At 44.1% G+C, this 14,828-nt stretch carries 7 protein-coding genes; 6 read left to right on the top strand and 1 reads right to left on the bottom strand.

From position 1 onward, the window contains the following. The first annotated feature begins 490 nt into the window (after positions 1–490). The 6 genes from H524_RS0102060 to pyrD all read left to right on the top strand — a co-directional run bounded on the left by H524_RS0102060 (position 491) and on the right by pyrD (position 14,162). Complete coding sequence (locus tag H524_RS0102060) at positions 491–3,538, top strand: hypothetical protein (protein WP_027939035.1); 3,048 nt, start codon at positions 491–493, stop codon at positions 3,536–3,538. Between the two features lie 1,078 nt (positions 3,539–4,616). Continuing rightward, positions 4,617–5,516: a ProQ/FINO family protein gene (locus tag H524_RS16225; RefSeq protein WP_052338846.1), complete on the top strand. Its 900-nt coding sequence runs from the start codon at positions 4,617–4,619 to the stop codon at positions 5,514–5,516. Positions 5,517–6,659: 1,143 nt separating this feature from the next. Beyond that, complete coding sequence (locus tag H524_RS13735) at positions 6,660–9,263, top strand: carboxy terminal-processing peptidase (RefSeq protein WP_052338845.1); 2,604 nt, start codon at positions 6,660–6,662, stop codon at positions 9,261–9,263. A 222-nt stretch (positions 9,264–9,485) separates the two neighbouring features. After that, positions 9,486–12,338, top strand: a complete 2,853-nt coding sequence (gene pepN, locus H524_RS0102035; protein WP_027939034.1) for an aminopeptidase N — start codon at positions 9,486–9,488, stop codon at positions 12,336–12,338. A 203-nt stretch (positions 12,339–12,541) separates the two neighbouring features. Continuing rightward, complete coding sequence (locus H524_RS0102030; RefSeq protein WP_027939033.1) at positions 12,542–12,769, top strand: DUF2835 family protein; 228 nt, start codon at positions 12,542–12,544, stop codon at positions 12,767–12,769. Between the two features lie 367 nt (positions 12,770–13,136). Further along, complete coding sequence (gene pyrD / locus H524_RS0102025; RefSeq protein WP_027939032.1) at positions 13,137–14,162, top strand: quinone-dependent dihydroorotate dehydrogenase; 1,026 nt, start codon at positions 13,137–13,139, stop codon at positions 14,160–14,162. A 426-nt stretch (positions 14,163–14,588) separates the two neighbouring features. On the opposite strand, the gene H524_RS17555 is transcribed toward pyrD, so the two are convergent. Beyond that, the coding region (locus tag H524_RS17555; RefSeq protein ID WP_211232145.1) for a hypothetical protein at positions 14,589–14,828 on the bottom strand (240 nt) is incomplete at its 5' end.

The raw sequence follows: 14,828 nt of genomic DNA, 5'->3' as shown, positions 1-14,828 counted from the left end.
CTTTGTAAGAACTATGAGTTTGAGCGGGCGGCTTGCTACGCCCTTAGCAAAGTGAACTTATACACAACAAAGTTTTAAACAGCGCCATAGCAATATCAAGCAAACGCGCACTAAGCCTATGTGTCCATGTCTGTAGTTTCATTTTGCTTTGATTGACAGATATAACTTAGCTTTGTAGCTAAGTTGGATTATCGATAACTATGTAATGCCAAAACCATACGCAAGATAGCGTGCTAAGAGAGAAATATAGCAACTGTAAAAGGCTCTCAAGCTTCAAGACCAAGAGGCGATCACGCAGACTAAAACGACTTAGAGGTCAAGTAATCACGAGCAAATATTGCTGCTTGCCGCTAAGTGGCAGCTATCTTAGCTGCACTAATTAGTCTGGCTTATTTGTCTAAAAGAAGCAGAGCACTTTTTCTCATACGCTTTAAGACTCGATTAGCAGCTTTTTTAATGTGGTGGCCTTACTAAACAAGAGGATATATGCATGTCTAATAATGCTCATTCCTTACAAGTAGAACTTCAACAGTCCATTGATGAGGCTTTAGAATTTTTAAGCAGCATGCAGCGTAAGTACGATGCAGCTAAAGGTGGCGAGAACGAGGATTACTATGCCAATAAGCTAGAGATGGCAAAGACAAATCTTCACACCTTAGAGGCAAAGTTATCTTCACTAAAAGCTCAGCAAAATCAGCCCAAACCACAAAGCATTCCATCTAATGCCGCTGCTAGTACTGTCAGTGAAGATAAGATAAGTACTGTAGCAGCCAAGACTGAAGATACAAGCTCAGAGCAGAGCAGTGAGGAATGGCAAGATCTTAATAGCGACTCTGACTTACTCTTAGATACCCAAAGAGATCAAGACCAGGCAGTTAGCCAAATCTTGCAAGAGACCACACCAAAGTCACGCCCACACACAGCTGCAATCAAGAGCGACTCTACTGCCAAGGATATGAGCATGACTGACAGTGCTGACTGTGCTGTAGCCATTGCCGATGTCGCTACAGACGCTGCTCATGAAGCTGCTTCCAGTGAAGATCATGCAAGTGAAGCAGCCCAGGAAGAGCGTGCAAGTGGAGCAGATCATAAAGATGCTGCCGCTGATGAGCATTTTGTGGGGCGCAAGGCAAGAGCTAAGGTGGTGAAAGCTCATAATGGCCGCAAAGATCTTAGTGAGACTCGTATTGTTGGAGATAGCGTCTATCTGCTGGACAAGAAGAATGAGCATACACAAATGCGTATCAAGCTGCGCAATGCCATTGCTAAGGCTATTGAGAGCACAGGGGAGCGTTTGCCAGATTGGTTTACCCTAAGCTGCAGAATTGCTTCTTTGTTTAAAACCATGTCTGTGCAGGAAATTGAGTACACCTCTAGAACTATGCTCTGTGCTGCATGGCGTCGTAAGTCTAGCTCTGTTGGTGTTAAGACTGCAGCAATGCGTAAGTTATTTGCAGAAGATCTTATCTGCACAGTCGACTCTCACCGATTGGCTATTCGCGCCTCTGAGTCAGTGATGAGCAAGGAGCGCAGCAAACTCTTTGTGCGTTGTAAGAAAGCTATTGAGAGCGGTAAAGCCTCAAGCATAGAGGCATTTGCTGCCATGTGTCGCGAGTTTGCAACTGACTTTGTGCATCTAACTGAAAGAGAGATTGTGCTGCGCTGCCGTCTGCAGTGGTATCAGCATTTAGTCGATTTTGCCAAGCTCACAGTAGATCGCAAAAGCTTACAAGTTGAGTATAACAAGCGCATTCTAAAAGACTGTGGTCAGAGCAAGCCAACTGTAGATGATTTTGTCTTTACTAGCGGCAATAGCGATGATGAGAACAAGGCTATTGAGCGTGGTCTAGAGAAGTACCAAAAGGCTGTAAGAGACTACATTCAGGCAGCTAAATTCCACTTTGTCCCAACTGCCGATGAAGTCTTTGATGCTTGTAAACACATAGCACCTGTAGTTGCTGATAGCGAAAAACACTATATCTGTCAGGTCATGTGCAATCGCTATGAGTCTCAGGTTTTACAAATGCGCAATCAGAGTTTTAAGCAAAACGACAAAAACTCATTGCGCAATGCCATTAAGCGCCTAGCTTTGTTAACTGAAGAAAAGAACGCAATTGCCAAGACCTTACAGTCATTCTTAAGTCGCCTAAATACCCTCATAAGCTCCATGAAATCTGCTGCAAAAGAAGGACTTGCACTCTGTGCACCTCATAGCATGCAGCTAGATTTAGTATGTGCAGGTAGCGCTCTTGTCGATGAGCATCTATCCTCATTAGCCGATACTGAAAAGATCACTGACTCTATTGCAATCCATGAGCAAACTACAAGCTCGATTGCAAGCCAAGATCAAATGAGCCTAGCTCATGCCGATAGCCAGGCAGTGTCATCAAACGAATCTGCAAGCGTAACTGCAGATACAAAAGATACGGACACAGCAATTGAGGCATCTACTGCAGCTGCTACAAAGACTGAAAGTGAAGATGCTCAATCTACTCAAGCTGATAGTGGCGACAATGCCCAGACCAATAACATCACCAGCAAGAGCATCACCAGCACCAACACCAGCATCACCAGCACCAGCTGTAGCTCTGCGGATAAGAAGAGCGCTGTTGCCGAGCCTGACATTGCTAAGCAAGAGTTAGAAGATGAGCAACAGTTAGAAGATAAGCAAGAGTTAGAAGACGCGCCTTTATTTAGATATGCAGAAAGTGAAGCTGCGCCTATAGAACAAGGGACTGCTGCTACTCAAACTGACGAGCATGGCACTGCTGCGTCAAGCTCACTGCAATCTGGTGAGCGGGCGTTTATGCCTAATGTAGCTAGAGAGCAAAATATGTCTGTAGCCAATGGCCAAGGAAAGCTTGGTGGTAACAATTTTGAGGGCGTTAATGCCTCTAATGTGTCTGTCCAAAAGGAGTCAGAGATTATGCAAGGTGAAAGAAGAGTGGCTGCAGCTAAGGTTGCACCAGAGGGTGAGCAGATTAGTCTAAGCGCAGGAGATCGCATGGCGATGGGCCCTTCATATCATCGACGCAATGAAGGCGCTGATCAAAATCTATCAAAGGCAGATTTTAGCGTGACCCCTCAGATGCAGCAGGCTTTATCTGAGCTGTATGCAAAAGAGCTCGAAAAGCAAAAGCAGATGCAAAATCCAAACACTCAGCAAGCTTCGTCCTTTGCTCGCGTAGAGGATGTCTTTAGCTCAGAAGATGGCTGCAATATCGATACTCGTAGCATCTTACATCGTGAGCATCAGCAGGTGGTCACTCACCCAAGTTCAAGTAACGTAACAAAGCATGGCCAAGCAAGTGGTGCTAATGGCTACACACATCCACAGCATGTTGCAGTAACACCAAATCTGCAAAGTCAGCAGCCCCATAGCTCTATCTTTGCACAACCAGTACATAGCCAGAACCAGAGCTCAGTATTTGCCTCTCAAGGCAATAATCAAAGACCTAACAATGCCTTTATACCAAATGAGCATGCCCATAATGAGCCTCGTAGTATGTTTGGTCGCTTCAATCCATTCCACAGATAGCCTAAGGCAACGAGCCATCATGCTATTTGATGCTTAAGCTTACCCCAAGCATAGCAATGCCAAGCAAAGTCAATCCAAGCATAGCACTGCGATGCAAATAAAAGCCAAGCCAAGCATAGCAATGCAGGGAGTGCTGCATGCTCAAGCAATTAAAGAATCCATCATGGTCTTTGTTCGTCAGCTTGGTGACTGCCAGGCTGACGTTTTTTGCTTCGAGCATATATAGGCTTAACTATTTGCATTTAAGCTACAGATAGCATGAGCGGGCGCATGAAAGTTGAGGTGCTACTCTTCGAGCATGTGATGGCCAAAAGATTTATTAGAGTGCCAATGTCGCTATTACGAGCTGATGCTTGGAACCTAAGTATTAGCTACGTGTCTAGTTTTACAATAGACACAGTCGACTTTACTTAGGAAAGCTGGTGCTGATGGCACCTTCTAGTGAACTTGTTATTTGGCTGTATGTTTATCTAGGCATGATGCGCTAAGTTCGTATGATGGCTAGTATTTAGTTTTAGCAAATACAGTTGAGTGACAAGCGCATTAAAAGTTCTAGCTTTTGCTTAGTTTGCAAAGTGCTCACTTTTGTATGTTTGTTGCGGTCAAGAATGCGATATATATGGTGTTTTGCTGCAGCTTAGTGGTGCGTTTTTAATTAAAGTAGAAGCAAAAGTTGATCAAAAGCGTTTTTTAGGTTGATTTGCAGTCTAAAAAATCGCATTATGAATAACTGTGATCATGCTACACAAAGCGTGAGGTTGGCTATTGGCTAACACTAGCGCTTGTGATGGAGCCTGATCTAAATTACTGATGACAGTTTGCTGTCACACAGTCTCTGGTCTTCCCATGCTTTTTATATATTGCAGTTGAGGATTGGTGAGATTGTCAGGTGTATGGTAAAGCGGTATCGTTGGCCGTTTTCCTTCAAGATATATCTGATAGTCAATAGTGAGATGTTTTGACGAGTTGCGTGCACGGCAGCTAGAGTAGGGATTTTTGTTCAAAATACTTACTTTAGTCCATTAGCTCGTCTAGAAGCCCATTATGGGTGAGCGTGCCAACGATTTGGAGTTATTTAGTGGAAACTAGAGAGAACGAGGCTGTAGCAGCCGAAGTTGTAAATACAGCGCAAGCTAAAGATGCTAATGCTGAGGCTAACAAGGGTTCAAACGAGAACAGCGGTACTCATCAGGAGCACATCAAAGAGGCTCTAGAGCTGCTGTATGTACACTTCCCGAAGGCCTTTATCAAGGATGGCGATTGTAAGCCTCTGAAGATCGGCATTTTAGAGGACTTAAAGCCTTTAATTGCTAATATCGAAGGTTTATCCATTTCAAAGGTTAGAGCAGCTGTACGTATTTATACTACTCGTCTGCGTTACTTCTACAGCGTACGTGAAGGCGCTATGCGTGTTAACTTAAACGGCGAAGAAGTCGAGCCAGTTACCGCAGAGCATGCTGAATATGCACGTACTCGCTTTACTGAGATTAACGCTCAGCGTCCTACCAAGCCTAAGAAGCCTCAGGGCAAACAGTTTAATAAGAATGGCAAGCGTCCATTCAACAAAGACGGCGAGAATAAGGGCGGTCAGCGTCGCGGTGGCTTTAACAAGGGTAACTCACAAGGTTTCCAGCGTAAGTTTGAGCAGGCTAAGCCATCTGACATTCGCGTAGGTCGTTACATCTTCGTTTCCATTGAGAGCAGCTACCACAAGGGTACTGTATCTGAAGAGCTCAATGGCGATATGGTCGGTGTAAGTCTGCAAAATGGCTCTAATGCATTAGTTCCACTCAATCGCATCTACATTAGCCATGGCGGTCAGGGCCCACGTCGCAACTTCAACAACAATCGTGGTGGCAATTTCCGTAACAATCGCAACAACTATCGCAATGGTCAACGTAACCACAGCAATAATGGCGAGCGTAACGGCCACTCAGATCGCGCTCCACGCGACAACAAGGGTAGCTCAGAGCAGTAATTATCTTAGTTACCTTACCTGATTTTAAGCAAGGCGACATAGACTCTATGCCGCCTTGTTTACTATTGAACCTAGCAAAAAACGCACTGCCAATCCCAAAAGCCCAATACAACAGCATTAAACTAAGCTGCAGCATCTTGCGCCGCTGCGGCTGTCATAACAATTTGACAGACTCTACAATCTGCTAGCTCCAACCATCAGGCGGCTCTAACAATTTGGTAGCCACAAAAATCTGCTAGGCTACAACTATCCGACAGCTCCAATAATCCATCAGAGCTATCAGCCAATAAATGGCTAAGTGGAGTTGCAGGTGCTGTTAATTGCTCTGGGGACTAGCTCATGCAAGATGCAACCAATAAACCGTGGTTAATGCTCGAATGCCTAGTAGAATTTAGCTCTATGGTGCTAAATAACAGTGTTTTGGGAGATGAGCTGCCCAGTGATGGTGCTTATGTATCATTTTGCTAGTGCGTTAGATTTGATAATTTACAACTAAGATTGCCGTTTTTATAGCTGATACACTTGTTTTTGCATGCAAGATATTTGTTAAGAACGCATGTATTTGCTAAACTTTTGAGTTTGTACATATGCTGTCAATCTAAGTTAATGCTATGTTCAAGCTGTTAGCATATAAGCTCGTGTAACTAGATTTGGCTTAGTTACATATAGCATTGCTTGCCATGATGACTGCCGCGTAGGTGCATATGGCCATATCAAGCAGCAGTGCAAGCAACAAAAGGTGCACTGTACGAATTAAGTATGCCTTCAGGCAACAAAGGTGCATTGCACGTAACAAAATAAGTTTTTTCGCATTAGATGAGAGATCGGGCTCATCTAGTACTACACTCTACTACTGTCCAGGGCACATTACATTAAAGCGCCTCGTGCACAGCATGTGGCACTTAACTTGGACAGGTAATTTGGTGTGTGAATGGTTTTTTACTACTTATCTGCACTGTGAGGATAATGAATCCTTGCTCGTAACTAAACTAGGCCGAAATACTTTTATCTTGGTGTTTAGTTATGGGCGCATAAGTAGTGAGATATGTGGATAGTTTTGCCAAAGTGCCTATAAGAGTATGCTAGGCATGAACTTTTAGACAAATAGCTATCCAAATTAGAATCGCAAAGGTAACTTCAGCTGTGCTTAAGCTCAATTTTTCACGATTAGCCTTATGCCTTGCATTACTGGTAACCTCAGTAACTGCTGAGGCAAAACTTGAAATTCCTACCAAGGAAGATTTGCCAGTGCTTGCTCCTGAGGGCATGCATCAGACAGCTTGTACTCGTACAGCTAATAGCTATCTTCGTGCTCACTACAAAGCTATCGATGTAGATAACGAGTTTGTAGATAAGGTGATCAAGCAGTACCTGTACATGCTTGATTACAACAAGAGCCTCTTTACCAAAGCAGAGGTCGATGAGATCTACGCTAATCGCGATCGCATCACCAGATCTATTCTGCTGTGCGATTTATCCTATCCATACGAGCTGTACAACTTCTTTATTCAGCGTCGCTTCAATAAGTACTCATACTTTGTCGATACCTTAAAGGCAGGCAATGTTGATTTAAGTACTGATGAGACTATTGAGCTTAAGCGTAATGATGCAGAGTTCTTAGCTGATGAAGATGCTTTAAAGCAGCAATGGTTAAAGGAGCTCAAAAACGAGCTTATCTTACAGCTTCTGTCTGATAAGACCGAAAAAGAAGCCTACAAGCGTTTAACCAACCGTTACAACGCCGCTTTATCCAAGATTGCCCAAACCCGTTCAGAGGATGTGTTCTCTGTGTTTGAGAACGCCTTTGCAACTGCAATTGATCCCCATACCTCATATTTAAGCCCAGAAGATTCAGAGAACTTCAATGACAATATCAACTTGTCACTTGAGGGTATCGGTGCTGTATTGACCTCAGATGATGAGTACACTGTGATTAACTCAGTGCTGCCTGGATCTCCTGCTGAGCGTACCAAGAAGCTCAAGGCTAAAGATAAGATCTTAGGCGTACGTCAGGCTGACGGTACTTATGACGATATTATCGGCTGGCGACTAAATGAAGTTGTTAAGAAGATTAAAGGTCCAAAGGGTACCAAGATTACTTTAGATATTGAGCGCGGTGATGGTTCTCAGATCTCTACCTTTAGCGTGGATATTATCCGTGACAAGGTACGTATGCAGGACTCTGAGGCTAAGATCGAAGTTAAAAAGCACAAGGGCAAGCAGATCGCTGTGCTTAAGATCAAGAGCTTCTACACCAATCTCAACTTAGATATCAAGAAAGAGATTGAAAGAGTTCAAGCTGAAGGCACTAAGATTGATGCTTTAGTTGTGGATTTACGTAACAACGGCGGTGGTCTGCTCCCTGAGGCTACTTTATCCTCAGGTCTGTTCATCAAGCAGGGCCCAATCGTTTTAGTACGTGATGCTCGTGGCAATGTAATGCCTCAGATCGATAGCGATTCTAAGGTTGCTTATGATGGCCCACTTGTGGTCTTAATCAACCGTCTGTCAGCATCTAGCTCTGAGATTATGGCTGCAGCTTTAAGTGATTACGGTCGTGCTCTGATTGTTGGCGATACTTCCTTTGGTAAGGGTACTGTACAGCAGTCTAAGCCACTTGCTCGTGTGTACGATTTCAACGATCAAGAGCTTGGCTCAATTCACTACACCATTGCTAAGTTCTACCGTATCAATGGCGGCTCAACTCAGCTTAAGGGTGTTTCTCCAGATATCTACTTACCATCCTTAGTAGATCACGAGGAATACGGTGAGGGCTCTGAGAACAATGCTCTGCCATGGGATAAGATTAATCCAGCTCCATACGAGGCTATCTTAAACATTGCTGCTTATGTTCCTGAGCTGCAGCGTCTAAGCGATAAGCGTAGCGCCAAGAACGAGGTCTTCAAGATCATGAAGACAGACATGGATCGCTACTACAAGCTCAAGAACGATAAGGTATTATCTATAAACCTCGACAAGCGTAAGGCGCTTAAGGATGAGGACGATGCATACCGTATCAAGACTACAAATAAGCGCTTAGCCTTAATGGGCAAGAAGCCAATTAAGAAGCTTGATGACCTGCCTGATGACTTTGAGTTTGATGATGTTGTGTTAAATGAGACTGTAGCTATTGCCTCAGATTTTGCTGATGCGCAAAAGCAAAAGCTCTACAAGGCAAGCAAGGCTCCAGTATTAACTCGCTTCCAGGTTGAGCGCGATGAGATCTCCAAAGGATCTGGCACTTCATCACCTCCAGGTGCTGCTGCAATGCCTGCCCGTCCTGATGCCGATCGCGTACAAAACAGCTCACTTAAGTCCAAAGCTCACGCTAAGGCCAAAGAGTCAACTAAAGAGGGCGCTAAGGATAGTACAAAGGATAGCACTGAAAAGACCGCCGCTTTAGAAGGCTCAGTAGCTACAGCTGCTGCTGCAGCAGAGATTCAAGAGCCACAGAGCGATGGTGTTTCAATGCAAGCTGATAGTGCAGAGTTTTCAGCACAAAGCTATGCAACTGGCACTGGCGAGATTAATAACATGGATGCAGATGGTGCTTTATTAGGCCCATGGCGTACTGTCAACGAGGATGATACTTACTTACGAGTAAGCGACACAGAGTTCAAAGCTTTAATCGAAGACAGCAACACCAATTCCACTGTTAACTATCTGCGCGACAACTCTTACCCAAGCGTAATGCAAGAGGATAGTGCTGTAGCCGAGGATAAGAGCGTAATCCGCATGGTGCGCTAAAGCTTAGATTTCATCTAAAAGAGCAAAGGGCAGTTACTAAATTAGCAACTGCCCTTTGCTTTTGTTGAGCTTCAATGTGCTATTTATTTCCGCTTGATGCCAAGGCTGCATCATGCGGTTGTATAATTTTAATAATTTGCGCTGTGACGCATACTCAATGTTTTAGTTTAAGGACTTATCTGCAAGTATTTGCTTTATTAGATAAGAACAAGGGAGACACGGATGACTGCTGGCAACTTTAAGGCTAAAAAGCGTCTTGATTATAAGAAGCCTGACTTCACCGCTACTGATATCGAACTTAACTTTGTGTTGGGCAATGATTACACCGTGGTGCGATCAACTGCTCACTATGTTCGCCTGACTGCTGATAGCAAGGCTCCATTACGTCTTGATGGTGAGGAGCTAGAGTTAAAGGACGTACTGTTAAACGGACAGCCATGCAAGTACACCGTCTCTGAAAACGAATTAATTGTCCATGATGTGCAGGATGACTTTGAACTCACTACTGAGTGTGTCATCAATCCAGCTGCTAACACCTCATTGATGGGTCTTTATAAGTCTGCAGGTTGTTTTTGCACACAGTGTGAGCCTGAAGGCTTTAGACGTATTACTTACTTCTTAGACCGTCCTGATGTTTTAGCTAAGTACCGTGTACGCATTGTTGCTCCTGAGTACGGCTGCGGCGTGTTATTAAGTAACGGTAATTTAGTTGATGTCGGTGTTGAAGACGGCCGTAACTTTGCCGTTTGGGAAGATCCGTTCCCAAAGCCAAGCTATCTTTTTGCTATGGTAGCCGGTACCTTTGACATTATCGAAGATAAGTTTGTCACTAAGTCAGGCCGTGAAGTTCAATTAGGACTGTATGTTGATCGTGGTGCCTATAGTCGCGGCAAATGGGCTATGGAGTGCATCAAGCAGTCTATGGCTTGGGATGAGCAGCGCTTTGGTCTTGAGTATGACTTAGATGTCTTTAACGTGGTAGCAGTTGATTTCTTCAACTTCGGCGCGATGGAGAACAAGGGTCTTAACATCTTCAACTCAAGCTGTGTGTTAGTTGATCGCGACACTGCCACCGATACTAACTTCTACACTGTACAAGGTGTTATTGGACACGAATACTTCCACAATTGGACTGGTGATCGTGTAACTTTACGTGATTGGTTCCAGTTATCTTTAAAAGAGAGCTTAACTGTATTCCGCGATCAAGAGTTCTCCTCTGACGTTAACAGCCGTGTTTTAACTCGTTTAGATGCAGTTAACTTGATTCGCTCACGTCAATTTGCTGAAGATGCAGGCCCAATGGCTCACCCTGTTCGTCCAGAGCAGGTAATGGAGATGAATAACTTCTACACCGTTACCATCTACGACAAGGGTGCTGAAATCATCCGTATGATTCACACCATTTTAGGCGAGGCATCTTTCCAAAGAGGTGTAGCTGAGTACATTAAGCATCACGATGGTTCTGCTGCAACCATTGAGGACTTTATCCTATCAATGGAAACAGCCTCTTTACGTGACTTATCTCAGTTCCGCCGTTGGTACTCACAGGCCGGTACTCCAGAGCTCTTTGCTAAGTGGTCATACGCCAATGTTGACGGAGTAACCTCTGAGAACATTGACTCTGAACCGCATGCAACGGACTCAAATAAGGCCTCAGATGCTGCTTTAGCTGCACATGCTGCATTGCAAAAAGCCCATGCTGAAGCTGCAGCACAAAAGGCTAGCGAGTCTGAAAGCGATGAGTTAGAGGACTATGAGTCTCAAGAGAAGGATAGTGCAGTTAAGGTTGCTAAGACTAAGAGCAATGTTAAGCTTATCTTAACCATGCATCAGAGCACTCCTCCAACTCCAGGCCAAAAGACCAAGGAGCCATTTGTAATTCCAGTACGCACCTCATTCTTAACTGCCGAGGGTGAGAGCATTGTGCCGCCTGAGCTGCCTGAGGATGGTGTGCTGCTGCTTACTAAGGAAGAGCAAAGCTTTGAGTTTACTAATCTGCCTAAGGGTACTATCCCGGTAGTACTGCGTGACTTCTCAGCTCCTGTAAAGCTCAATGCAACTTACTCAGTTTCTGACCTTATCAATATACTTGAGCACTGCGATGATCCATTCATCCGCGTAGACTCATTCATGACTCTTATCAATAACTATATCCATGAGAATATTGATAAGGCTCAGACTGGTGATATGAAGGCCCCTGAGGACATCATCAGAGCTATTGCATACGTTATCCATGACGAAAAGCTTGACCTGCAGCTTAAGGCTAAGCTTATTAGCGTGCCTGATATCACTACTCTCATGGAGACCTTCAAGAAGATCGATATTGATGGCTTAAGCGCAGCTCGTGAAGGATTGAGCATCACTATAGCTAAGACTCTTATTAATGATTTCAAGAGCCTTGAGAATAAGACTCGTTCACGTGGTAAATATAAGTACGAGCCTGAGGCTGCTGCTCGCCGTGCCGTACATGCTGTTGCTCAGCACATGCTGTGTGTGGGTTACCTTGCTGTAGATGATGGCATGAGCGCAGATGATCTCATCTCTAATGCCTACGAGGATTCTAACAACATGACCGATCGCTTAGCTGCTTTACGTACTGCAGTTGAGTTAGATCTACCATGCTCAGCAAAGCTCTTAGAACTCTTTGAAGATAGCTATGGTAGCGATCCATTAACCTTCGATAAGTTCTTCTCTGTACAGGCTGCCGTATCTTCAGAGAACACTGTTAAGGTGGTACGCAAGCTCTTAGATCACCCACGCTTTGACATCACCAATCCAAACCGTGTTCGCGCACTCGTAGGCACTATGGGCTATTCAAACCCAGTAGCTCTACACCGCCGTGACGGTATGGGTTACGCCCTGATGTATGATGTAGTAAGCAAGGTTAACTCCATCAACCCATCAGTAGCAGCTCGTATTCTCGATGGCATGATTAACTACCGTCGTTTTGATACCACTCGTATTGCCAAGGCTGAAGAGTACCTCAACAAGATCAAGAACATTCCAGATGTATCCCGCTCCGTTTTTGAAAAGGTTGAAGCCGCCTTAAAGCAAGACGACGAGACCATGTCTTAAGAGACAAGGCCCACGATAAGGCCACGATAAGGCCAACAATAAGGCCAACAATAAGGCCAACAATAAGGCCAACGATAAGGCCAACGCTCCTAAAGACTCATCTATGAGGCTATAGAAGCGATGGCCCATCAAGGCTTGTTCATCGGCATTAATACAATGCCTACAACTAAAGTTTAGTACCCCAATACTCAAGATGTAAGACTATGGCTAGTGAACGCTACTATCACTTCATACTCAATATTGATCCTGAAGAGTTAATGCGCGTCTATCGCGGCTCTGCGCATCGTTTGCGTGTACGTTCTGTAGAGGGCAGTGTCATTGATATTGATGCTAACCATCTGCGCAAATTTACCACTCGCAGCGGTGTTCAAGGGCGCTTTCGTCTAGCCGTATCTGATACCAATAAGTTCTTACGCCTTGAGCGTATCTAACTAATACCTAGAAATCCATTCAAAAGTAAAAAAGAGCAAGCCCAAAAGGCTGACTCAGGCTAAGAATAGCTAGGGAGTAGTACTAAATTAGACCCCGCATTAGCGGGGTTTTTCGCATATAGCAAAACTATCATTCTCGTGTACAATACGCTCGAGCCAATTTGAGTAAGTTAAAATGGATTTTTATCGAAAAGTAGCTTGCTTATATTGAGCTAAGTATTGAGTGCTATGCTACGTTATAGATAGTGGTAACAAGTCTAGGTATTTTGCTAGACCCGAGCCACTTGTATGTGAGCTAGCGATGCACAAACGCGCTTTGGTTCACCATATATTTGTCTTTTTGCAGTTGTTTTCGGGGTGTGTGAAGATGTCACTTTACTCTCTTTATCCTGGTCTCATCCGTCCTCTGGTCTTTTCAATGGACCCTGAGAATGCACACAGTCTGACTATCTCAACTGGACGTTTCTTATCAAAGCAACCACTTTTAAAGCTCTTTTCTCAAAATGTAGCTTTAAAGCCTGTTGAGGTTATGGGTTTAAAGTTTGATAACCCAGTTGGTCTTGCTGCAGGCATGGATAAGAACGGTGATGCCATTGATTACTTTGGTGCTCTAGGCTTTGGTTACTTAGAGTTAGGAACCGTAACCCCTAAGCCACAGGATGGTAACCCACGTCCACGTATGTTCCGCGTTAAAGAGGCTCGTGGTTTAATCAATCGCATGGGCTTTAATAACAAGGGTGTTGATTACTTAGTAAATAACCTGCGTAATCGTCATTACAAGGGCATTGTGGGTGTTTCAATTGGTAAGAATGAAACTACTCCAATTGAGAATGCAGCAAGTGATTACATTATCTGCATGCAGAAGGTCTATAACTGCTGTGACTATATTGCGGTTAACGTCTCCTGCCCAAACACTCCAGATTTAACTGCTCTTCAAGAGGCTGAGCCACTGATCCGCCTGCTTACCGCTCTTAAAGAAGAGCAATCAAGATTACAAAAGCAGTACAATCGCTATGTGCCATTAGTTGTAAAGGTAGCACCTGATCTTACTGATGAGCAGCTCATGGCTGTGTGCGATGCTTGCGTTGAGCTCAAGATCGATGGCATGACCTGCACTAATACCACTACTAGCAGAAGCGAAATTCATGGCATGAGCCACGCATCAGAGTGGGGTGGTTTATCAGGCGAGCCAATTCAGTTTAAGTCTACTGAGACTCTTAAGAAGGCTGCTGCCCGTCTTAATGGCCGCATCCCTCTTATCGGTGTAGGCGGTATCAATGGCATTATTGCAGCTCGCGATAAGATGAGCGCTGGTGCATCCTTAATTCAGCTGTACTCATCCTTAATCTATCAGGGCCCAATCGTGGTCAAAGAGATTGTTGATAATCTCTAAATAACCGCAATCACCTTAATAAAACAACAAAGGCTGCATCATGCAGCCTTTTGTATATTACAAAAACCAACACGCCCACGCGTTTAGATAATTGCCATATCTTCAAAGAATAAAAAGGCAACATAGCCAGAAGCCATGCTGCCTTGAGATGAAAGAAGATTCGTAAAACTCACCATAGAGCAGGCTAAAGACATGCTCTATGTTTGAATGCAAGTAAATCTGACTTAGTTACTAAACTCTGGTGCTAACAATATTTCCTAATGTATTCATAATCCTGTTAGCAAGATGGTTTGCCGCTTCAACTGCCTTGCCATACTCATCATTAGTACCTGAGTTTATCAAAACTCTTTAAAAAAAATCGAGGCTAACCCGATATATATGCGGATTACGCCTCGTATTTCTTTTGAAAAAAGTTAGTAACAATGATTAGAGGTAAAGTGATCCACCTGGTGGAGCCCTAAACTTTGTTCTTAAACATCCACATAGTGATGTTTTAGATACCCTTGCTGGTAAAACCCTGAGGCCTACACACTTGAGAATATAGTAATGTGCATGACTTAGTGGAATCATGCTTCGCTCCTTGGTTTCAGGATTGACATATAAGTACTCAGCCTCAGATCCTTTGAATGTTCTCTCTACTCCGTAAATCGGTTCATCAAATTCGTA

The organism is Anaerobiospirillum succiniciproducens DSM 6400 (genome assembly GCF_000482845.1).
Taxonomy (GTDB): Bacteria; Pseudomonadota; Gammaproteobacteria; order Enterobacterales; family Succinivibrionaceae; genus Anaerobiospirillum; species Anaerobiospirillum succiniciproducens.
This window is presented reverse-complemented; position numbering and strand designations above follow the sequence as displayed.